Origin of the sequence: Methanothermobacter sp. DP, from assembly GCF_026692625.1 — an archaeon.
Classification (GTDB): Archaea; Methanobacteriota; Methanobacteria; order Methanobacteriales; family Methanothermobacteraceae; genus Methanothermobacter; species Methanothermobacter marburgensis.
In genome coordinates, this window is record NZ_CP113501.1 from 1,392,582 (window position 1) to 1,412,184 (window position 19,603).

Genomic DNA, 19,603 nt, shown 5'->3' on the forward strand with positions numbered 1-19,603 from the left:
AGAAAAATATAAATATTATGTAAACTATTTTTTACATGGTGGTTGTTTTGATAATAGCAAGACCCGAATGGTTTGGAAGAAGAAAGTATGGTGGCTGGGGGGTTTCAGTTAAAACCTGGCAGGGCGCTGCATATCTGGCATCCGTGCTTCTAATCCTTGTAGCGGTCCAGCTCCTGCCCCTCAGCACCATGGCAAGAATATATGTGACGGCCGCATGGCTGGTATTCCTCTTCCTTGACATGTTTGATGTTATGTGGAAGGTCAGGAGGGATGAAAGGGAATACATCCACGAGGCAGTAGCCGAGAGAAACGCGGCCTGGGCCATGATGCCAGTCCTTGTGGTGGGAATATTCATCCAGCTCATCTCAAGTTCTCTTAGGGGTGAGCCCTACGTGGATCCAGTCCCTGTGATTGCACTGGTTGCAGGGGTTATCGCCAAATCAGTGACAAACTATCGCCTGGAGAGGGAAAATTGAAAACCCGGATAAGGGAATACAGAAATAAACTTGGATTGACCCAGGAGGAACTGGCAGAGATGGTGGGGGTTACAAGGCAGACCATAATAGCCCTTGAGAGGGGGCGCTACAACCCCTCCCTCATCCTCGCCCACAGGGTCACAAGGGCCCTCGGGGGGGAGCACATAGAGGACATATTCCTCCTTGATGAGGATGGTTGAAATGATAAGGTACGGTGATCTGAAAATCGAAACATGCAGGGACGTATATGAGCCTGCAGAGGACACCTTCCTCCTTGCAGATAACCTCGATGTTGGAGAGGGTGAAAGGGTCCTTGAAATAGGCACCGGTACGGGACTGGTTGCCATAAAGGCCTCAGAGAAGGCCGATGTGACTGCAACAGATATAAATCCCTCTGCAGTTGAATGTGCCAGGAAAAACGCTGCCCTGAATGGTTGCAGGTTAAGGGTACTCCAGGGCGACCTCTTTGATCCTGTGAGGGGTGAGAAATTCGATGTTATACTCTTCAACACCCCCTACCTCCCTATGGGTGAAGATGATCTCACAGAGGACCCCATAGATCTTGCCTGGAATGGAGGACCCGACGGAAGGAGGGTTATAGACCGCTTCCTTGATGGGGTGGCCGAACACCTCAAGCCCGGTGGAAGAGTCCAGCTTGTTCAATCCTCACTCTCAGACACCAGTAGGACACTTGAAAGGCTCCAGAGTCTTGGTTTTGATGCAGAGGTTGCTGCGAGCGAAAGGTACTTCTTTGAGGAGATAGTCCTCATAAGGGCCGTTATGAAAGCTAGGGATCCCTTATGAGTATCCCATCGAACACAAGTACAGAATCGCCCTCCATGTAGGCTCCCAGCTCTGTACCATCCTGGTAGACATCTATTTTCAGTTCACCTCCAGGTAGATGCACCAGGACGCTGTCATCCAGTTTTTCAAGTTTAACCCCTGCAATAACACTGGCTGTGGCCCCTGTTCCACAGGCCATTGTTGGCCCGGCGCCCCTCTCCCAGGTTACCATTATGATCTCAGATGGATCAACCACCTCAACAAAGTGCACGTTGATCCTCTCAGGGAAGAGGGGGTGATTTTCTATTGCGGGTCCAAGCCGCTCCAGGTCCACCGATTCGGCATCATCCACAAATATCACCGCATGGGGGTTCCCTACGCTCAGGGCTGTGAGTTTGATATCCTCACCCTCAACCGGGAGGAAACGGTCTATGAACTCGCATTCCCCCACATCCATGGGTATCTGGTCTGTCTTGAATGTTGCTGTGCCCATATCAACCCTTGAGGAGACCACTGAACCATCATCCCCAATCTCAAGCTCCACGGTTTTGATGCCTGCAAGGGTTTCAACGTCAAGTTTTCTCTTTCTCACAATGGCATTGTCGTATACAAACTTTGAGAAGCACCTTATTCCGTTACCGCACATCTCTGCCTCGCTTCCATCGGCATTGAATATCCTGAACCTTATATCCCCATCACCAGCTGCTGGCTGGACAAATATGACACCATCGGCCCCAACAGAGAATCCCCTGGTGCAGACCTCACTGACGAATTCAGGCTTTTTATCCTCGGGTATGCACTCCCTGGTGCTCTCATCTATAACCACATAGTCATTTCCAAGTCCATGCATCTTGGAGAACATTATCATCCTCGTCATTCTATCTACCTCTTAAGAAGCCTTGCAGGTATGGTCTGTCCTGATAGGAGATCAGCGAATGTCTCCCTCCTCCTCACAACCTCCGCCTCGCCATCCCTTACAAGCACCTCAGCCGGTCGTGGGCGGGAGTTGTACTGGGAGGCCATTGAGAAGGAGTAGGCACCTGCATTCATGATGGCAAGGATGTCACCCTCATTGACCTCAGGCATGGGCCTGTCCCTTGCAAATAGGTCCCCTGATTCACACACATTCCCTGCTATGTCTATCTTTCCTGAGGGCCCAGCAAGGGGCCTGTCTGCAACCAGGATGTGGTGGTAGGAGCCATACATGGCAGGCCTCAGCAGTGTGTTGAAGCCTGCGTCAACCCCTGCGAATTTCCTGTAGCTCTCCTTTACTGTGTTAACGCGTGTTAGGAGATATGATGCATCCCCAACTATGTACCTTCCAGGCTCAAGGCACATCACAGGCTTTCCAAGGCCATAATCAGATAGTTTATCCTTGAAGAGGCCCGTTATCCTTGATGCGAATTCATCGATGTCCAGTGGCTCCTCATCTGGAGTGTAGGGTATGCCCAGGCCTCCACCGAAGTCTATGAATTCAAATTCGACCCCTGTCTCCCCATGAACCCTTCCTGCGATATCCATCAGGGACTCAACTGCCAGCATGAAGGGCTCCGGGTCAAGTATCCCTGACCCTATATGGGCATGTATACCCACCGGCTTAAGGCCAAGGTCAAGTGCGAGACTGTAAACCTCGGGGGCCTCGCTTTCCATGATACCGAACTTGCTCATCTCCCCGCCGGTGATGCAGTGCTCATGGTGGCCTGCACCCACAAGGGGGTTGACCCTGAATGATACCTCAAGTCCCTCAGGGGCCATCTCCGCCAGCCTCAGAAGCTGTGACCTTGAATCAATATTGATCCTCACACCCGCTTCAAGTGCAAACTGCAGCTCATCATCCCTCACATTGTTGCCGGTGTAGAGGATCCTTTCAGGGTCAAAGCCCGCCATGAGGGCGGTGTAGATCTCCCCTGGAGACACGGCATCGATTCCACTGCCCTCCTCCTCCAGTATCCTCATAACCGCGAGGTTGGTGTTGGCCTTGCAGGCGTAGAATACCTGGAAATCTGAATAGTTCCTGGAGAATGCCCTGTGGAGCCTTTTGTAATTGTCCCTTATTCTCATCTCATCGATGACATAGAGTGGGGTGCCGTATTCATCTGCCAGTTCAACTGCATCGGCACCCCCAATCACAAGGTGTCCCTTATCGTTAACCTCAATATCAGAAAACATAATGGATGATCCTCCCAGATTAATTAATGAATCAATCAAATCTTTCATTCAACTGACTAATAAAAGTTCGTGGGATGTGAAAATATGAAACCATTCATACCGGTCGTTAGGGCCCTTATAAGGGGTGATGATGGTGTTCTCATTCTGAAAAGATCCCGTGATTCGGCAACAAACCCCTCAATGTGGGAGCTTCCCGGTGGAAAACCTGATGGTGGTGAAACACTTGATGAGGCACTATCACGGGAAGTCCATGAGGAGACAGGCCTCGAAATCAGGCCCATGCATGTTTTGGGTGCATTTGAGCAGGTTTTCCCGGAGAAGGTATCGGTCAACATTATCTTCTCTACTGAGTTTAGAGGGGGCGTTCCGAAAATCAGCAGCGAACACGAGGACTGGTGCTGGTTCACTGGTGGTGAAATGGACTTTTCACCCTGGCTCCGCGAATTTAAAAATAAAAATCCATGGCTTTTTGAGCACCCCAAAACTCGATGACGCCCCTTAAACCATGAATCTTACTGAAACTAGGAGATGACCTGTCCGAGGACATCGACCGCTGCGTCTATCTCCTCCTTCTTTATGACAAGTGGAGGAACCAGCCTTATCACGTTACCCGCAGTGCAGTTTATAAGCACACCCATCTCCCTTGCCTCGTCAACGACCCTGCTGCAGTCGCCATCAAGTTCTATCCCGATCATGAGGCCCACGCCACGGATGTCCCTCACAGAATCACAGCCCTGCAGAACCCGCCTGAGCCTTGCCATGAAATAGGAACCCATCTTGGCCGCCCTCTCAGGTAGCTTCTCATCCAGCAAAACCTCAATGGTTGCTATGGCAGCTGCACACCCCAGCGGGTTCCCCCCGAATGTTGATCCATGGTCCCCTGGTTTGAATGCCGATGCAACCCTTTCATCTGCAAGCACGGCGCCTATGGGGTATCCTCCACCCATGGCCTTTGCAACCGTGGTGATGTCAGGTCGCACATCAAACAGCTCCGATGCAAACATGGCGCCGGTCCTTCCAAACCCTGTCTGCACCTCATCGAGTATGAGGAGAACATCATTCTGCCTTGCAAGTTCCCCCACGTCCCGCAGGTAGCCCTCAGGGGGGACTATAACCCCGCCCTCACCCTGCACGGGTTCAAGTATTATGGCTGCCGTGTCATCACCTATGGCATCTGCCATTGCCCCCAGGTCACCGTAGGGGACATGTTTGAATCCCTCTGGCAGTGGCCTGAATGGTTCGCTGTACTTCTTCTGTCCCGTGGCGGTTACAGTTGCAAGGGTCCTTCCATGGAAGGAGTTCTCCGTGGCTATTATCTCGGATTTTCCTGTGAACTTTCTCGCAAGTTTTATGGCCCCCTCATTTGCCTCAGCACCGCTGTTTGCAAAGAAAACCCTGTCATGGGGGGATATACCTGTGAGGAGCTTTGCAAGTTCCGCCTGCTCCCTGGTATAGTATATGTTGGATGAGTGGATGAGCCTCTGGGCCTGGTGACAGATTGCAAGTGCAACCTTTGGGTGGGCATGTCCAATGCTGTTAACAGCAACACCAGCAAAGCAGTCAATGTAGGAGTTACCATCAATATCCCATACAGTGGCGCCCTTGCCATGGGAGAGCACAATGGGCTGCCGCGTGTAGGTCTGCATGATAAATTTTTTTTCAAGTTCAATTACTTCCTCTGAATCCATGATATCACCGAAACATGTGGTGGACTTATATTAATCTTGAACCTAAATGGATAATAAATATGTATGTTATGGTGGTTAAATGAAAAGGGCTGTTATTGAAACCTTTAAGGGAGAAATAGAGCTCATCCTCTTCCCTGAGGATGCCCCGAATACAGTTGCCAATTTTGAGAAACTTGCAAACACCGGCTTCTATGATGGACTCACATTCCACCGGGTAATACCTGACTTTGTGATTCAGGGTGGCTGCCCGGTGGGTGATGGTACCGGTGGGCCAGGTTACACCATAAAGTGTGAGATAAATCCCAATAAACACGTGAAGGGGGCCCTTTCAATGGCCCATGCAGGGAGGGACACCGGTGGTAGTCAGTTCTTCATAACACTCTCCCCCCAGCCTCACCTTGATGGGGTTCACACCGTCTTTGGGCGGGTTGTGAAGGGCATGGATGTTGTTGAATCAATAGAGAGGGGCGACCGGATGCTGAAGGTCAGGGTCTACGACGAATGAGAATTCCATTTTCGATTTCATTGATGATTAGGATGAAGACATCTAGGTCAGGGTCTACGACGAATGAGAATTCCCTAGAGGGTTCTATCTGAGGGGTATCTCGCCACGGTAGAACCTTCTAAGGACCCCTGCGTAGGCCTCTGCGATCTTCTCAGCCACCCTGAGGTGACCCTCATTGTAATTTTCAGGGGGATCCGCTGCCACTATCTGCCCTAGGATCCCCTCATCATCCTTCACTGCCAGAGATAGGAACCTTGAAACCTTTATGTGTCCCTCAGGTATCCCATGGGCTGCAGGGTGTCCCGCCGGGTTGTTGGTGAAGAATGACTCCCCTGTATCAAGGGAGTACCCGAGGAGGCCGCCGTACCTCCCGCTTTTTGGGAGCCTGAACCTTGCCTCGCCCATCTCCTCATAGTAACTGCAGTAGTCTGTCAGGTGGGAGAACCTTATACCCACACTGTCCCCATTTTCAGGGTCAACGTAGGCGACATAGCAGTACCTGCTTCCTGTTCTCATTTTTATTTCATCAAAGACAATATCAGAGGCTTCCTTAACAGACGAGACAGATTCAAGTTTTTCCCTCAGATCATTCATCATGGCCCTCCAGTGACCTTATATACCTGTAGAATGGGTGCCCTGGTCGAACCCTGTCCAGGACCCTGCCCCGCACCTCATAAAGGGGGTACCTTCCCCCACCGGTTATGACAGCGGCACCATCCAGTCCCTCAACCCTGAGGATCCTGGAGCCAACCATGACTTCATGGCCCATCCTGAGGCCAGAGGTGCTATCCCTGATGATTATGTATCCCCCCTTATCCCTGATTATCTTAATGGTGGGCTTCTCAGTTTTCTCCCTGATCCTTAAGAGTACACCTTCATGATAAGTCTCGCCGAGGACCTTTACCTGTTCTGTGAGTTCCTCCTCAAGGGCCGATCTGAGACGCATCCATGCCTCAACCTCCCTGCAGCCTATCCTGTCCCTTGTTGACCGCTGGGGGCACTTCCAGCAGTATTTTTCATCCAGGACCCTTCTGAGTTCCCTGAAAGATTTCCCTGCGGCCCTCCTGAATTCATCAATAACATCCTTCATCTTAAAGTTCCCGGGCACAGGTTGCCCTTCATCATTAACCCCTGAGTTTTTCAAGTAGCCCTGACCTCCTTGCGTGGTTGAAGAGGTAGAGCTGGACGTAACCAGCCATTTCACCGTACTCTCGGGCTGCAAATTCAGCAATTTCCCTGGCACTGAAGTTTCTATCAGGGTACATGTGGTTCATTATCCTTCTCACCCAAACATCAACAGGGAAGGCCTCAGTTTTCCTGAACCCATAGAGTAGTATGCAGTCAGCCACCTTCGGTCCGACCCCTGGCAGTTCAAGGAGGACCTCCCTGGCATCCTGGTAGTCCATCCTGTGGATTTTGCTGATATCAAGTTCCTCAGAGAGTATCCTTGAGGTCTCCCTTATGTAGGGGGCCCTGTAGCCCACCCCGCATGATCTGAGGTCAGTGAACCTGAAATCATCGGGTAGTTTATCCTCGCGCCTCTGAAGGTCCTCAAGTGATTCCTCCTCAACTCCTGCAAGGGTGGCAGGAGATGGGAAGGTGTAGAACCGCTCCCCCCTGAATACGTGGCAGTCACCCCATCCCCTTTTGATATCATCCACTGCCCTCGTCCATCTCTTAATGGAGCAGTTGGCGGAGGCTATGGATGAGATTATGCACTCAAATGGATCCTTTGCAAGGAATAGCCTCAGCCCCCTTGATGATTGAATGGTGTCTGAGAGCCCCTTATCCTCAAGAAAAGTGTATAAATCTTCAATTTCAAATTTAAGGTCGAATATATACTCTATCTTCTTCTTTAAAGGTTTTCTGGGGACGTCAGAGTAGGGGTTCACCCGGAGGACTTCATCCTCAACCCTCACCTCCACAGGGCAGGGCACTCCCCCGATTATGAGGAGCTCCCTGAAGGCGCCATCAACCCTTTTCCATGGTGGCTGGGATGTCTGGCCGCTCTCCTGGGTCAGTTCAAGGTCAAATTCCCTTACAGGTATATTCATGTATAGTTTAACCCCGCTTTTCCTGTAGCCTGACCGGGATACCCCTTGAATGAAGGTACTCCTTCACAGCGGGGACCGGATACTCGTTGAAGTGGAATATGCTTGCAGCGAGGGCCGCGTCTGCCTTTCCATCTGTGAAGGCCTCGTATATGTGCTGGGGGTTTCCCACCCCCCCTGATGCTATGACAGGTATGTCCAGGTTCTCGCTCATGGTCCTTGTGAGTGGAATGTCATAGCCCTCCTTTGTGCCGTCGCGGTCCATGGATGTGAGTAGTATCTCCCCTGCCCCCCTGTCCTGGCACTCCATTGCCCAGTTTATAGCGTCTATCCCTGTGAACTCCCTTCCACCGTATATGCTGCACTCGTACCAGCAGTAGCCGTCATCAACTTCTATTATGAACCTCTCATCTGATTCCCGGGGGTTTTCAATGTATCTCCTCTTGGCATCTATTGCAACGACACATGCCTGGGACCCCACGAGTTTTGATGCCTCACTGATGAGTTCAGGGTTTTTGATTGCCGCCGTGTTTGTTGAGCACTTATCTGCGCCGGCCTTCAGCATCTTAACGTAGTCCTCTGGTTTCCTTACGCCTCCCCCCACACATATGGGCACGAAGACGTTCTCGGTGGTTGCCTCTATCACATGGGTCATGGTCTCCCTTCTCTCATGGGATGCTGTTATGTCAAGGAAGACTATCTCATCGGCACCATCCTCGTAGTAGCGGGTTGCGAGTTCCACAGGGTCCCCCGCATATCTTATCCTCTTGAATTCAACGCCCTTCACGACTCTGCCATGAGGCACCTGGAGGTCGCAGTCAAGACATGGTATTATCCTCTTTGCAAGCATTTCAATCGCCACTGGCCCATTAAGATTCCTGAAACTTTATGTATATCTAAAGGGTACCCTCTATAAATCTGTGGTGGTGTACGGCTATGAGAAAATATTTAAATGTTTAAGTTTAAATAGAGAAGTGTCTGTAGGGCCCGTAGTCTAGCCTGGAATATGACGTGGGACTTCGGATCCCAAGGTCGGGGGTTCAAATCCCCCCGGGTCCGTATTTCATCTGGTTCTGACGTTATACCTGTTAATTATAAACTCATAAGGTCGTCTATTCCATTTTACAGCCCCATTCATAGGGTATCAAGTCATTATCATTAGGGTCCAGCCGTCTTTCATCAACGTTTTCAGGATCATATAGAAGGGACGGCATGCCTATGACCACAGCAATATCTGTACCAATATTCTTTGTTCCATGAAATATCCCTGGAGGTATGTAAACAGCTCTTGGGTATCTTTCGCCCATAAAGATTTCATTTATTATACCTAGGTGGGTGAATCCCTGCGGTAGTCATAAAGAGCCAGTTTAACCATTCCATGCACACAGATCAGACGATCTTGTTGCCTGGAATGTATGTGCCACCCTTTAACCATCCCCGGATATGAGTAAGATGCTATTATCTGTTTTATATCCGCCGCTTTCATTCCATGATCATCCAGACGCATTAGCTCTATAAGAAACCCTCTTTCATCTGAAAATGTCACGAGGTCCTTTATCACCACCCCTTCAATGGGTCTCTCACCATTAAATCCTGGCATTTTCTGCACGCGGGGTTTATCCATTTCTTCAAATGTCTTCATGGACTTTCCTCCTTATACATCCATGAAAGGGGATCCTTCCCATCGGGGAACATTGCACCATAAGGTTCAAAATATTTAAGATCCGTTACTGTGCAGAAATGCATCCCCCTATCCGATTCTACCATCATCAATGGTCTGGCTGCTTCTGTATCCCATGAACCATCATTCCTGTTGTATATACGATCATCGACCTCCAGATGCACAACCTTACCTACTATCAGTAGATATGGTACCTCCATGTAGGTATCCTCATAAATTCTGTGAAGTTCGCATTCCATCCATGCATAGCATCCCCTGATTCCCGGCACTGTCACCTTTGCTGATGGTTTCTCTTCAAGACCAGCCAGTTCAAATTCATCAATCTCTGGGGGAACATGGGATGCTGTGGGGATTACTTTCTCAACCATGTCTGCACCTGGCAGATTTATAACAAACTCCTCTGTCTCCATTATGTTCACATATGTATCCCTCATCTTAGCTGATGCCACACAGATAAGGTCAAATGGCCTGAGAATGGGCATCAGACATGAATAGGGGGCTATATTTCTTATACCCTCACCACTCACGGTTGATATGAATGCTACCGGAAGTGGTATTAATGATTCCCTCTTAAAATTTTTTAATATCATATAATCACCGTATTCTATATTAATTTAATAAATATATAAGGCTTTCAGTGTTATATAATTCCTAAATAATCGAACAGCCCTGTGGAAAAACCAGCCCCAGAAACCTAAGAAGAAGATCCAGACAACCAGCAACACAGAAAACATCAGAACATCAAGCAAGGAGAAAATGCAGAACATCAAAGGTAAATGCTGGCAGTTTGTGGGTGGTATTTTATGAAGGGTCTTCTGGGCCTATTATACGGTCTATGGTCTGATTCAGTGGTATGGCGATAATATCAACCCGGGGTTTAAGAGGAGGTATGTCCAGGCATACCGGTGGGTTCACAGGTACCATCTCGACAGATAATAGATAAATGGTGGGTTTTAATGAAATCAGAGGAGAGTTATTTTGTAAGTATGGCTGGAATGGTGATTGTTTTCATATCAACACTTCTCATCCTATTCTCAGGGGGCATCCCGGCGAGCGGACTCTTTCAACTCATCTATCAGCGGCTGAACACAGCCCTGTTTTACCTGCTGCTCAATCTGCTCCTGTTAAGTCTCCTGAAGGCATGGTGGGGGGAGAACTGGCCACCATGTCTCCTATCCCTTGCCATCATCAACATCACAGGTATCACCTATTCAACACTCATGGATATCAGTTTAACCAAAGGCACAATAGAGAGCCTATGGTCAGCCATTCTCCCAGCCGGAATAATCAACATCATCCCAGCCCTCAAACACAAAAGAACCCCAAAAAAGAGGGGGATGAAAAAATAAATTAAATAAATCATCAACACCCTGGCCCAATTAACAGTATCCCCAAACCTGTACCAGAAAAAAGGGATATAAAGGGTTCCCGAAGACAAACCAGAAAAAACCAATGACCCCGATGATCACCAGGTGACAAGAAAGCAACCCCCCAGAAGAATCCTTTCCCATCAACGTGAATAATACATTAAAAGTGAACCATAATATATATGAGTTTTTCTTATAGATTTATTATCAATTTATGGTGGTGATAATGGATGAGAAAGTCGTGTCTTTGGGGTTTGCTGATCCTCTTCACACTCGCAGTATCCTTTAACGCTGCCGCGGCCGCAGCAACCCCACCGATCCCATGGAACTATCCACAGCAGATAACCCTAAAGGGAACTTCACGGATCCAGCAGAGTTCACCATAGACGATAACATCACAGCCGACACCACAGGAGTGGTTATGCAGACCAGGAACTACACCTGCGGCCCGGCAGCACTCGCCACACTACTCCAGAACCTCGGAATAAACACAACCGAAGACGAACTCGCAGACCTCGCCGAAACCACAGAAGACGGAACAACAATGCAGGGACTCATCAAAGCAGCAAAAGGCCAAAGGCGTGAACCTCATTGGAGTGAAACTCAACATCACTGAACTCCGCGGGAACATGATCGCCTATACAGTGAGCGACGGCAAGGGACACTACACCCTCATCAGGGAAGTCACCAGCAACACCGTTAAACTCGCAGACCCCACACAGGGAAACATAGAAATACCACTGGAAGAATTCCAAAAAATCTACACATGCTACACTCTCACAACCACCAACCAAACAGAAACAACTGAAAACACAACAGAAACAGAAAATCAGACAAACCCAGAAAACCAAACAGAAACAGAGCCCCATATAAACACAGGAAAAATCCTAAGCACCGAGGAAATGCAGAGGATTAAAGGGCGGTTATGGTGGCTTCCAGTGACTTTATATGGGCTGGGTAATCCAATCATCACAATCAGAGATAAATATGTTCCTCAAAGATACTGGAAATATTGTGCTTATCATCCGCCAAACAAGAAGGTGAAAGCATACGTGGGGCGTGATCACTGCATACATTATGTAGAATACTAACCACCAAACCAATTATTTTTTAAAAGAGGGGAAAAACTATGAAATATAAAAGGTTTATATTAACGTTACTGGCGGTTTTTGCCATAACTGCGGCTATAGTTCTATCAGGGTGGCTGCAGGGGGATGAGCTGGCCCCATTCTTCTATGTTGTCTCAGGGGACCCTGTTGATTCAGCAGCCTATATTCTCATTTTAGATGTCATTGCTATACTGTTCATGACTGGTTTGAAGGGGGTTATCATAGACACGGGTGGATGCTATGACCATGACTTTACCGGGACACTGCTGATCAGCGCCCTGTTCACACTGGGATTCAACCTCATAGGTTTAACAAACGCCATCCTCACAGAAACACCCATCAACAAAAATGTTGTGGGCACCACATGCGTCGCGCTTACAGTAACCGCCATCGCATATATCGCCTTTACAGTGTTAACCATAATCAAACCAGTAACTGATTCAAAAGATTGAGAAAAAAGCATCATTAAAATACAGCAAGCAAAAAAACTGAAAGTATCGGTTGAAGAAGAAGGGTAAATGGCATGGTGAGGAGTTTAACTGGTGGAAGGTTTATTACTGGGTTGCTGTTGCCGGGACAGTGTATGGGGGTCCTTGGGGCAAAGCGGGTGCCCTTTATCTCATCTTTGAACCTTCAGAAGGGCGTTATTATCGTACACATTGTGGGTGGTGGTATTAAAGTACCGCCATTCCTCCTTATTCAGGAGGTTTTATAATGTTTGATGAAAGAAGGTTTTTAGGCCTATTCACGGTTTTGATGGTAATTTCATTCCTCTATGTGTTGGATGTCCATGGAGCCTCAGAGTTCATGGTTTTTCTCTTGATGCTTACCATGCTCTCCCTCTATGGTTATAGAACTTCAAACCAGCACAAAGGGCAGCTTAAAATTTTTGTTGAGACGGTCCTAACAGCACTCCTCTACATCATACTGGTACTTCAACCAGCGCTAAACACCTTAAACTGGTATGTTGCCATCATATTACTGACAACACTCCTCCTGGTCAACACACCCCAACTGAAACCCTCCTAAGAACCAGCAGTAAAAAGAGACATAGAGTACCTTTTTGGATGCTAAGACCTAACTTATATCAATTGTTGAGGTAGAAGGGTGGCTTCATTGTGGAGATATTTGGGGGGTAGATTTCGATGGGTTCCAGGATTACAGTGAAAGCTAATGGTCTGGTACAGTCACGAGGGTTATAGATTTGCATCATAATGGGGCCTCCCTACCCATTGATAGGTGGTGATTTAGGTGCGACGTGCATATGTACTCATGACTGGGGTTATATTGCTCCTTTTCCCTGGATGCTGAGCAGAAATTCAGGTTTCCTTCTGGGCCTGGCATTCGCCATCTTCACGTGACTCGTTATCGCACGCTTCAGTAATCCTGCTGAAGAAAAGACCAACATGATAATATCAGCAGTATCCTGTTACACAATCCTGGTCCTGCTGCAGGCTCTTAGAGGTTTTCCATTAAATTCCTGGACTTGCTGTTCACAGCAGGGTCATTTTTCCTCTCACTGATCCTCATGCAAACAGGAAGCATTCTAAACAGCGCCCTCCCCCAGTAAACATTCCGGGAAGCCAATGCTGAGACCAGGTAATCCATTTAACGTTTTTTTTATATCTGGATGATCATCTGGTGAACTGAATATAACCTAATGATAAAAAATAAAATTTTAACCCCTGAAACATGGGATGCAGACTATTTCACCATTCTTTATTCTTGCCCTGTGCTCTGAAACCGGTTCTCCGCATTCAGCACACTTCACCGATCCATAGATCCTCGCCTTCTCTGGAATCTCCTCCACCACATCGGTGACATCAAAGAGTTCATTGGGGTCCATTTCAAGTATCCTGTCTGTCATCTCAGCCCTGTCAGCAACTCCCAGTTCATCCATGAGTTCATCAATTGTCTTTTTAAGGGATATCCTTATTCCCTCACCTGTTTTCCTGTTCAGGAACGTGTAGACATGTTTTCCATGGTCCCTGAATATCAGGTTCCCCTTGCCGAATGTGCACCCTGTCATGAACTGGATGGAGTCTATGCTGCAGCTGTCGTTCTCAACAACCGCCACTATCTCCTCATCCTCTGATCTTCCAAATCTCTCTGCCACGATCTTTCCAACCATGTATCCGAGAGCTGTTCCTGCACAGGAATGACCGTGAAATTTGACTATGTCACTATAATCCATGTTATCACCCATTCTATCTCTGGAGACCACACTAAATATAAACGTTTGTGCCGGATCCAGAGAATATTATTACTCATACTTATATTAATTTAAAAAAGTAATAATATTAATTTTTATAGTATTAAAATTATATTCTTAGTGAAAAAACGGATGGAGGTGAAAAAAATGCGTGAGCTATTTCTTGTCTCAGTGCTCTTAATGATGATCCTAATGACAGGATCGGTGGCGGCTGCAGACAACACAACCTGTGAAGTTGGCGTACTTGTCAGTTACCAGTACAGCGATGACACAGCCAGAATAAACCCAACATTTGAGATCACAGACTCGGGGGTTGGTTTGAATTACACGAGAACCTACGACCCATCAAGCGACTACACAAAGCTGATATTCCAGCACACAAATATAAGCTCATCAAATCTTACACTCACGGTGAGGGCCCCTGGATACATAACCGCAGAGAGAAGACTCAACCTCACATTAAACCCGAGGGATCCCAGAGACACAAGGTACTACGCCAGCCTGAACCTTCTGCTCAATGCAACAGAAGCATACCGTCTTGGCAGAGATGTGACCGAGAGGGCCAACAGAATCCTGAACTTCACATCAGGAAGTGAAGTTCTGGTTATAACAACCGCAGGTCTTGTTAAATACAGAAATAAGACGACCGAAGACGTGATAGAGGGCATACTCAACAGGGCAGGGGGTGTTATCAGTTATGGAAAGGCCAACATACTCACCCTCAGGAGAACAGCAGTGGATCCATTCTGCACGGCCTTCATAATAAAAAAGGGCAAAGACCTTCTTATGGCTTTTTACAGAAACAGCACCCTTGTTTATCTTGGAACCGTCTCCCAGAACATGACCATCACCCAGTGGAACAACCTGACCTCAAGGCTGGGGGAAGACGCCTTTCCATTCGCAAGCCTTGCCAATGCATGGGCTGTTGGAGCCCCCGCTGACCTTCTCAAGCAGGCAGCTTTCCACGGTCACATGTGTATTGGAACAATCAGCGGCTATGCCATGAGCAAAACGCTATACATGTACTACCCGCCACTTCAGGACTGGTCAACAGGTTCCCCGATAGAAATCACCAACTATGTAACAATAGGTGTTCCAGGCGGATCAGATGACGACGCACTCATACTTGCACTCGACAATACACCTGGAAAGAGGTCATACCTTGGCTTTGATACATCAGGTACTGGTGCAGATGCGAGTATGGTTGGCTTCATAAGATGGAACTCAAGGACAAATACGGGCACCCTTGTTGTCATGAAGTTTGACCAGCAGGCACTCATCGACCTCTACAAAAGGGAAACAGGTGCAACAGCAGTATCAGAACTCAAATTCAATGCCTGGCTTGTTAAAAAGGTTACACAGAACCCCACATCACTTGTAACCATAGTTAAAGAGCTCGATAATCTCACAGCCGATCAGTACTACTACCTTGCGGGAAGGGAGGTCAACTATAACCAGGTGAACGAAACCCACGGCCTTGACATGGAATACATAAACAGACTCAATCTTCCAAATGCAACCAGGGCAACCCCCGCCACATCAGCTGGTGGTGTGAGTTACACTGAGCTCAGGGAGATCGGAAAAATGGCTGCAGAGATGGCAAAGAACATATTCATGGCTGAGAGGGGTGTGAACCTTGAAAGGGACAGTCTCAACATTGCCGTCCTCACATCGGCAGGTTACGTCTACCTCAACGGTACGCCAACAGATGCATGTTATGACGGAATCTTTGAGGTCCTTGGTTCAAGACTCAGCAGGAAAAATCTGCTACCGATCCACAGCCCATTCTACAAGCCCCTGTGGTTCACATTCGTCCTTAAGGGAGCCGATGGAAGAACACTGGACTCAGTATACATAACCTACAACCCCACGACAGGTGCCCTCACTGCAGGGGCCACGCCGGATGGTATACGGGTCAACGACATAGGTCCTGCAGCCCTTAATGACGCCGCAAGAGACACCGCAAATTCAAGGATATTTGGAAGTTCATATTTCAGCATAGAGAGCATAGCAAACGCATGGAAGTACGACATCCCCTACGACCAGCTCGTGACGTTCCTATTCCACAACCATGTCTGCCCCGGTGTTCAGCCAGGTTTCTTCATAACAGAGTATGCCTTTGAGAACTATCCGCTGGAAGCTGGCCAGCAGTACCAGTGGTTCGGGACAAGCATATACTGCAAGGACGACGCCCTCCTCTATCTCATGGGTGTTAGCCCTGGTACAGGCACATACTTTGCGAAGAGGGTTCTCCAGGATGAACTTGAATCACCCATGATCCCCGGTGGAAGTGAAGAGGGAATACTCATACTATGGGACCCCGTGAAGAAGGTTGGTAAGGCGGTGATGATAAGCTTCAGATGGCCACAGTTTGACCTCAGTGACTGCACCACAAGGAATGCCATGTTCGAGAAATGGGCCGCCGCCTTCATAATGCTCTACAGCGGCCAGACACCAGCTTACATGACATCTCCCATGGTGCTCACAAAGGAGGTTGAGAAGTGGATAACAGAGGACGAACTGAGGGTGATACAGAGTGGTGCAAATGGTAACCCGCTCGCCTACCTGCGTTCAATACCTGCAAGAACTCTGGATGACCTCATACCTGTGAACAATGGCGGATCACAGAGTGGGAACCAGGGAGGTGTTCCTGGTGGCTCCACAGGCGGCTCAACTGGTGGCGTGTCCTCAGGTTCTCATGGTGTTACAGGTGTCCATGCCGGTTACTCACCGGGTGTTGACCTCAGTACTTCACCTGCTGGTGAGAGTGCTGCATCTGAAGCCTCAGAGGAGTCCTCCGTTGAAGGTAAGAAGGCATATGAGGTTAAGAATGCGACATCATCTTCCAGTGACGGAGAATCATCATGGTATGTTTATGGTATCGTGGGCGTCCTTGTGGCTGCTGGTCTCGTGGCCTTCGGGTTCCTAAGGGGTGGAGCCGGAAAATAAAAAAACTTTTTTCTTTTTATATATCACTCATTGACTATGGCCTCCTTGAAGAACTCAGGGAGGAGCGACCTGTAGAGGGGGCTTCTGAAGAGCATCTCTATGTTACCGTCCAGTATGTAGGTGTAGCATGAGTCGTCATGGGCCCTCATACCACGCCCATATGCCTGCATCAGTGTCATTATTGTCTTGTAGGCGTACCACCTCTGGTCCATCCTCTGCCTCCTGTTCACCTGCTTATCCCCAAGGTAGGGGAAGGGTATCTTGTAGATCACCTGGAACCTGCACTTATCATAGGGTAGATCAACGCCCTCACTCATTGATGGGCTCACAAGGACCAGTGGTTCAGTGGAGTCCTCAAAGTATCTTAGAACGGCCTCCCTGTTGGATGCCTTGTGGTCGATGAGTCTCCTGTTTGGTATGTTCTCCATTATGAACCTCTGGCAGCGGTAGTTGTGTGTATGTATGAGTCCCTTATCGTTTCTGTGCCTTTCAAGGATCCTGTTCAGTATTGGGATGGTCTCCGGGGCCGTCTGCTTTATCCGGTTCCTTGACATTTTCCCGGCGATCTTCAGTTCTATGGGTCTTCTTGATGCCGGGAATGGGCTGTCGACCCTTACGATGTAGGCCTCATCGGGTTTTATGCCCAGCCACTGGCAGAAGAGCCTCTCATTCAGTATTGTGGCGCTCATGAAGAGGCATGACTCAGAGTAGGAGAAGAGGCGGTCATGTGCATAGTGGTGGACCCTGAGGGGTTTGAATGAAACCGATTCACCGTCGGAATCAATAACCCAGTTTTTTGGTTCATCCTCAAGGCTCATTTTAAGTTCCGAAAGCCTCTTGATGGTCCTCTTTATCCTGTCCCTCCTCTTCCTGGGCAGTGATTCCAGTTCAAGGTCACTGTAGTGGTCGGCTATGGCCTCAACCTGGAGGATCCACTCGGCGGGGTCATCCTCCTGCATCATACTGGAGGGTATTGTCCTCTTAATGTCCTTCCTGAGGCGCCTGTTGGATATGGTGACCTCCAGTCGCTTCATGAGTTTATCCTCGATGTTGTGGGCCTCATCCAGTATCATGAGATTCCTCCTGTCAAAGTGGCCCACGTAGTTCAGTTCAAGGAATGCGTAGTCATAGTTCATGAGGGTTATGGGGCTGTTTATGGCCTCTGCCTTCTGTTCCCAGTAGTGGCAGTGCTCATCTGTCCTGAAGAATACCCTGTTGCCATATGAGTCCTGGAATGCCTCCTCACCCAGGAGTGTTTCGCCCCTCACAACACCGTAGGGGCAGTGGAAGTTCTCTGATGAGGGGGTTGTCTGGCAGGTTCCCATGTCACAGGTTGACTCAAGGTCGTCGTTGCGGCAGAGGAAGTTACCCCTCCCCTTCACAACCGGAAACCCGAATTCATTTGCATACTGGTCCTGGAGCTGTTTTGTCATTGTGAGTATGTATGCAGGCTGGTAGATCCCTGCGAGGGTGCATGCTATTGCCGACTTCCCGGTACCTGTACCTGCCTCCAGTATAACGTAACGGTAGCCGTCCTCAAGTGCCTGGTAGATGTCGTTTATGATATCAAGCTGCCCTGGTCTTGGCTGGGGAAAGGGAAAGTTCTCTATGATTTCGCCGGGTATATGGGGATACCTCTTCTGGAGGTCCTCGTTGATGGAATCTGATTTCTCATCGGATTTTATGATGTTCCTGAAGAATGAAAGGCGCCCCCTGCCCCTGCATGTGCAGTTATCCCTCATCATTCCACAGTCGGGACAGAAAAGTGGGTTTTCCATGGAGTCTATTTAAGGGTGAGGAACTATATAAGTTTAGAGAGTGCCACTGAAAACAAATTCATTGACTGCAGAATGATTATCAGGTGTTTCTAATGAATGGAAAACTCATAGGTGTGGGTGTTGGGCCAGGTGACAGTGAACTTTTAACCATAAGGGCCCTGAAGGTTTTAAGATCAGTTCCAGTTATATGCGCTCCCCGTTCGTCATCTGAAAGGGACAGCATAGCCCTTTCAATTGTGAAGGATGTTTTAAGTGAACGTGACGATGATTACAGGGTAATTGATCCTGTATTTCCCATGACAGATGACAGGGGGGAACTTGAAAGGCACTGGGATGAGGCTGCCCGCCTGGTTTCAGGGGAACTTGCCTCAGGGAGGGATGTTGCATTCATAACCCTGGGTGACCCCTCCATCTACAGCACCTTCAGTTACCTTCAGAGGCGGATTGAGGATATGGGCTTTGAGACAGAGATGGTTCCTGGTGTGACATCGTTCACAGCGTGTGCTGCAAGTGCAGGCACGGCTATCGTGGAGGGGGATGAGATCCTTGTTGTGGTGCCAAGGGTTGATGAGCGCTTCAGGAACATAATTGAAAACGTTGATGCCTGCGTTATAATGAAGACCTCACGTCATGGGAGGCGCGCCAGGGAGGTTGTGGAGTCCGACCCCCGGGAGAGGGATGTCGTATCTGTGGAGAACTGCAGCATGGATGATGAGGTGGTTGAGAGGGGCTTCCCGTCACAGGGGAGGTACCTTGCAACGACCATTGTGAGGTTCAGGGGGAGCATCTAATCGAAAGCCCTGGTGGGGGTTCCTGGGTATCCTGGCCATGAACC

At 48.7% G+C, this 19,603-nt stretch carries 25 protein-coding genes and 1 tRNA gene; 14 read left to right on the forward strand and 12 right to left on the reverse strand.

The genetic code is table 11. The features are described from left to right. Positions 1-35: 35 nt before the first annotated feature. Genes OXN82_RS07550 through OXN82_RS07560 form a run of 3 tightly spaced genes read left to right on the forward strand, consistent with a single transcriptional unit; the run spans position 36 to position 1,280 of the window. Positions 36-476, forward strand: a complete 441-nt coding sequence (locus OXN82_RS07550; RefSeq protein WP_321211238.1) for a hypothetical protein — start codon at positions 36-38, stop codon at positions 474-476. Next, positions 473-676, forward strand: coding sequence for a helix-turn-helix transcriptional regulator (locus tag OXN82_RS07555; protein WP_321211239.1), 204 nt, complete (start codon positions 473-475; stop codon positions 674-676). Before OXN82_RS07550 ends, OXN82_RS07555 begins: the two co-directional genes overlap by 4 nt. Continuing rightward, a complete protein-coding gene (locus OXN82_RS07560; RefSeq protein WP_321211240.1) occupies positions 663-1,280 on the forward strand; it encodes a HemK2/MTQ2 family protein methyltransferase in 618 nt (205 codons plus the stop codon). The genes OXN82_RS07555 and OXN82_RS07560 overlap by 14 nt, the downstream gene beginning before the upstream one ends. Here the strand turns inward: OXN82_RS07560 and dapF are convergent. Further along, positions 1,264-2,136 (reverse strand): diaminopimelate epimerase, encoded by an 873-nt coding sequence (gene dapF / locus OXN82_RS07565; protein WP_321211241.1) that lies wholly within the window; start codon positions 2,134-2,136, stop codon positions 1,264-1,266. The genes OXN82_RS07560 and dapF overlap by 17 nt on opposite strands. Before the next feature lie 5 nt (positions 2,137-2,141). Then, positions 2,142-3,428 carry a diaminopimelate decarboxylase gene (gene lysA, locus OXN82_RS07570; protein ID WP_321211242.1) on the reverse strand — a complete coding sequence of 429 codons (1,287 nt, stop codon included), beginning with the start codon at positions 3,426-3,428 and terminating at the stop codon, positions 2,142-2,144. A gap of 84 nt (positions 3,429-3,512) precedes the next feature. Between lysA and OXN82_RS07575 the strand changes: the two genes are divergently transcribed. Next, positions 3,513-3,920 carry an NUDIX domain-containing protein gene (locus tag OXN82_RS07575; protein ID WP_321211243.1) on the forward strand — a complete coding sequence of 136 codons (408 nt, stop codon included), beginning with the start codon at positions 3,513-3,515 and terminating at the stop codon, positions 3,918-3,920. A gap of 29 nt (positions 3,921-3,949) precedes the next feature. On the opposite strand, the gene OXN82_RS07580 is transcribed toward OXN82_RS07575, so the two are convergent. Next, a complete protein-coding gene (locus tag OXN82_RS07580) occupies positions 3,950-5,116 on the reverse strand; it encodes an acetylornithine transaminase (protein WP_321211244.1) in 1,167 nt (388 codons plus the stop codon). A 79-nt stretch (positions 5,117-5,195) separates the two neighbouring features. On the opposite strand from OXN82_RS07580, the gene OXN82_RS07585 reads away from it, so the two are divergent. Beyond that, complete coding sequence (locus OXN82_RS07585) at positions 5,196-5,621, forward strand: peptidylprolyl isomerase (protein ID WP_321211245.1); 426 nt, start codon at positions 5,196-5,198, stop codon at positions 5,619-5,621. Between the two features lie 84 nt (positions 5,622-5,705). Here the strand turns inward: OXN82_RS07585 and OXN82_RS07590 are convergent, their stop codons facing one another. Genes OXN82_RS07590 through hisF form a run of 4 tightly spaced genes read right to left on the reverse strand, consistent with a single transcriptional unit; the run spans position 5,706 to position 8,522 of the window. After that, a complete protein-coding gene (locus OXN82_RS07590) occupies positions 5,706-6,215 on the reverse strand; it encodes a GAF domain-containing protein (RefSeq protein WP_321211246.1) in 510 nt (169 codons plus the stop codon). Continuing rightward, positions 6,208-6,711: a hypothetical protein gene (locus OXN82_RS07595; protein ID WP_321211247.1), complete on the reverse strand. Its 504-nt coding sequence runs from the start codon at positions 6,709-6,711 to the stop codon at positions 6,208-6,210. Before OXN82_RS07595 ends, OXN82_RS07590 begins: the two co-directional genes overlap by 8 nt. A gap of 34 nt (positions 6,712-6,745) precedes the next feature. Next, entirely contained in the window at positions 6,746-7,675 is a 930-nt protein-coding gene (locus OXN82_RS07600; protein ID WP_321211248.1) for a DNA glycosylase, read from the reverse strand. A 7-nt stretch (positions 7,676-7,682) separates the two neighbouring features. Further along, positions 7,683-8,522 (reverse strand): imidazole glycerol phosphate synthase subunit HisF, encoded by an 840-nt coding sequence (hisF, locus tag OXN82_RS07605; RefSeq protein WP_321212179.1) that lies wholly within the window; start codon positions 8,520-8,522, stop codon positions 7,683-7,685. Between the two features lie 133 nt (positions 8,523-8,655). Between hisF and OXN82_RS07610 the strand changes: the two genes are divergently transcribed. Then, positions 8,656-8,731, forward strand: a tRNA-Arg gene (locus OXN82_RS07610). Between the two features lie 53 nt (positions 8,732-8,784). Here the strand turns inward: OXN82_RS07610 and OXN82_RS07615 are convergent. Genes OXN82_RS07615 through OXN82_RS07625 form a run of 3 tightly spaced genes read right to left on the reverse strand, consistent with a single transcriptional unit; the run spans position 8,785 to position 9,943 of the window. Then, a complete protein-coding gene (locus OXN82_RS07615; RefSeq protein WP_321211249.1) occupies positions 8,785-8,979 on the reverse strand; it encodes a polysaccharide biosynthesis protein in 195 nt (64 codons plus the stop codon). 20 nt (positions 8,980-8,999) lie between these two features. Beyond that, positions 9,000-9,314: a dTDP-4-dehydrorhamnose 3,5-epimerase family protein gene (locus OXN82_RS07620; RefSeq protein ID WP_321211250.1), complete on the reverse strand. Its 315-nt coding sequence runs from the start codon at positions 9,312-9,314 to the stop codon at positions 9,000-9,002. Continuing rightward, positions 9,311-9,943, reverse strand: coding sequence for a flavin reductase family protein (locus tag OXN82_RS07625; RefSeq protein WP_321211251.1), 633 nt, complete (start codon positions 9,941-9,943; stop codon positions 9,311-9,313). Before OXN82_RS07625 ends, OXN82_RS07620 begins: the two co-directional genes overlap by 4 nt. A gap of 366 nt (positions 9,944-10,309) precedes the next feature. Here OXN82_RS07625 and OXN82_RS07630 point away from each other — a divergent pair, with 366 nt between their 5' ends. The 6 genes from OXN82_RS07630 to OXN82_RS07655 all read left to right on the forward strand — a co-directional run bounded on the left by OXN82_RS07630 (position 10,310) and on the right by OXN82_RS07655 (position 12,858). Next, positions 10,310-10,702: a hypothetical protein gene (locus OXN82_RS07630; RefSeq protein WP_321211252.1), complete on the forward strand. Its 393-nt coding sequence runs from the start codon at positions 10,310-10,312 to the stop codon at positions 10,700-10,702. A 248-nt stretch (positions 10,703-10,950) separates the two neighbouring features. After that, positions 10,951-11,106 carry a hypothetical protein gene (locus OXN82_RS07635; protein WP_321211253.1) on the forward strand — a complete coding sequence of 52 codons (156 nt, stop codon included), beginning with the start codon at positions 10,951-10,953 and terminating at the stop codon, positions 11,104-11,106. 35 nt (positions 11,107-11,141) lie between these two features. Next, complete coding sequence (locus tag OXN82_RS07640) at positions 11,142-11,336, forward strand: cysteine peptidase family C39 domain-containing protein (RefSeq protein WP_321211254.1); 195 nt, start codon at positions 11,142-11,144, stop codon at positions 11,334-11,336. A 13-nt stretch (positions 11,337-11,349) separates the two neighbouring features. Beyond that, positions 11,350-11,811: a cysteine peptidase family C39 domain-containing protein gene (locus OXN82_RS07645; RefSeq protein WP_321211255.1), complete on the forward strand. Its 462-nt coding sequence runs from the start codon at positions 11,350-11,352 to the stop codon at positions 11,809-11,811. A gap of 38 nt (positions 11,812-11,849) precedes the next feature. Further along, positions 11,850-12,281 carry a hypothetical protein gene (locus OXN82_RS07650; protein WP_321211256.1) on the forward strand — a complete coding sequence of 144 codons (432 nt, stop codon included), beginning with the start codon at positions 11,850-11,852 and terminating at the stop codon, positions 12,279-12,281. A gap of 262 nt (positions 12,282-12,543) precedes the next feature. Beyond that, entirely contained in the window at positions 12,544-12,858 is a 315-nt protein-coding gene (locus OXN82_RS07655) for a hypothetical protein (protein WP_321211257.1), read from the forward strand. A 649-nt stretch (positions 12,859-13,507) separates the two neighbouring features. On the opposite strand, the gene OXN82_RS07660 is transcribed toward OXN82_RS07655, so the two are convergent. Beyond that, entirely contained in the window at positions 13,508-14,023 is a 516-nt protein-coding gene (locus tag OXN82_RS07660; protein WP_321211258.1) for an FmdE family protein, read from the reverse strand. 165 nt (positions 14,024-14,188) lie between these two features. Between OXN82_RS07660 and OXN82_RS07665 the strand changes: the two genes are divergently transcribed. After that, positions 14,189-16,990, forward strand: a complete 2,802-nt coding sequence (locus OXN82_RS07665) for an FmdE family protein (RefSeq protein ID WP_321211259.1) — start codon at positions 14,189-14,191, stop codon at positions 16,988-16,990. Positions 16,991-17,013: 23 nt separating this feature from the next. Here OXN82_RS07665 and OXN82_RS07670 read toward each other — a convergent pair whose 3' ends face one another. Beyond that, entirely contained in the window at positions 17,014-18,768 is a 1,755-nt protein-coding gene (locus tag OXN82_RS07670; protein ID WP_321211260.1) for an ATP-dependent DNA helicase, read from the reverse strand. Between the two features lie 92 nt (positions 18,769-18,860). Here OXN82_RS07670 and cobI point away from each other — a divergent pair, with 92 nt between their 5' ends. Further along, entirely contained in the window at positions 18,861-19,559 is a 699-nt protein-coding gene (gene cobI / locus OXN82_RS07675; RefSeq protein WP_321211261.1) for a precorrin-2 C(20)-methyltransferase, read from the forward strand. Positions 19,560-19,603 lie beyond the last annotated feature (44 nt).

Bases quoted from the DNA above. Each gene is read 5' to 3' on its own strand.
- OXN82_RS07590 (WP_321211246.1), bottom strand. From the start codon at position 6,215: ATGAATGATCTGAGGGAAAAACTTGAATCTGTCTCGTCTGTTAAGGAA.
- OXN82_RS07620 (WP_321211250.1), bottom strand. From the start codon at position 9,314: ATGAAGACATTTGAAGAAATGGATAAACCCCGCGTGCAGAAAATGCCA.
- OXN82_RS07660 (WP_321211258.1), bottom strand. From the start codon at position 14,023: ATGGATTATAGTGACATAGTCAAATTTCACGGTCATTCCTGTGCAGGA.
- OXN82_RS07655 (WP_321211257.1), top strand. From the start codon at position 12,544: ATGTTTGATGAAAGAAGGTTTTTAGGCCTATTCACGGTTTTGATGGTA.
- dapF (WP_321211241.1), bottom strand. From the start codon at position 2,136: ATGACGAGGATGATAATGTTCTCCAAGATGCATGGACTTGGAAATGAC.
- OXN82_RS07630 (WP_321211252.1), top strand. From the start codon at position 10,310: ATGAAATCAGAGGAGAGTTATTTTGTAAGTATGGCTGGAATGGTGATT.
- OXN82_RS07560 (WP_321211240.1), top strand. From the start codon at position 663: ATGAGGATGGTTGAAATGATAAGGTACGGTGATCTGAAAATCGAAACA.
- OXN82_RS07550 (WP_321211238.1), top strand. From the start codon at position 36: ATGGTGGTTGTTTTGATAATAGCAAGACCCGAATGGTTTGGAAGAAGA.
- OXN82_RS07575 (WP_321211243.1), top strand. From the start codon at position 3,513: ATGAAACCATTCATACCGGTCGTTAGGGCCCTTATAAGGGGTGATGAT.
- OXN82_RS07625 (WP_321211251.1), bottom strand. From the start codon at position 9,943: ATGATATTAAAAAATTTTAAGAGGGAATCATTAATACCACTTCCGGTA.
- OXN82_RS07600 (WP_321211248.1), bottom strand. From the start codon at position 7,675: ATGAATATACCTGTAAGGGAATTTGACCTTGAACTGACCCAGGAGAGC.
- OXN82_RS07585 (WP_321211245.1), top strand. From the start codon at position 5,196: ATGAAAAGGGCTGTTATTGAAACCTTTAAGGGAGAAATAGAGCTCATC.
- OXN82_RS07640 (WP_321211254.1), top strand. From the start codon at position 11,142: ATGCAGACCAGGAACTACACCTGCGGCCCGGCAGCACTCGCCACACTA.
- OXN82_RS07645 (WP_321211255.1), top strand. From the start codon at position 11,350: ATGATCGCCTATACAGTGAGCGACGGCAAGGGACACTACACCCTCATC.
- OXN82_RS07665 (WP_321211259.1), top strand. From the start codon at position 14,189: ATGCGTGAGCTATTTCTTGTCTCAGTGCTCTTAATGATGATCCTAATG.
- OXN82_RS07615 (WP_321211249.1), bottom strand. From the start codon at position 8,979: ATGGGCGAAAGATACCCAAGAGCTGTTTACATACCTCCAGGGATATTT.
- OXN82_RS07635 (WP_321211253.1), top strand. From the start codon at position 10,951: ATGAGAAAGTCGTGTCTTTGGGGTTTGCTGATCCTCTTCACACTCGCA.
- cobI (WP_321211261.1), top strand. From the start codon at position 18,861: ATGAATGGAAAACTCATAGGTGTGGGTGTTGGGCCAGGTGACAGTGAA.
- OXN82_RS07595 (WP_321211247.1), bottom strand. From the start codon at position 6,711: ATGAAGGATGTTATTGATGAATTCAGGAGGGCCGCAGGGAAATCTTTC.
- lysA (WP_321211242.1), bottom strand. From the start codon at position 3,428: ATGTTTTCTGATATTGAGGTTAACGATAAGGGACACCTTGTGATTGGG.
- OXN82_RS07650 (WP_321211256.1), top strand. From the start codon at position 11,850: ATGAAATATAAAAGGTTTATATTAACGTTACTGGCGGTTTTTGCCATA.
- hisF (WP_321212179.1), bottom strand. From the start codon at position 8,522: ATGCTTGCAAAGAGGATAATACCATGTCTTGACTGCGACCTCCAGGTG.
- OXN82_RS07670 (WP_321211260.1), bottom strand. From the start codon at position 18,768: ATGGAAAACCCACTTTTCTGTCCCGACTGTGGAATGATGAGGGATAAC.
- OXN82_RS07580 (WP_321211244.1), bottom strand. From the start codon at position 5,116: ATGGATTCAGAGGAAGTAATTGAACTTGAAAAAAAATTTATCATGCAG.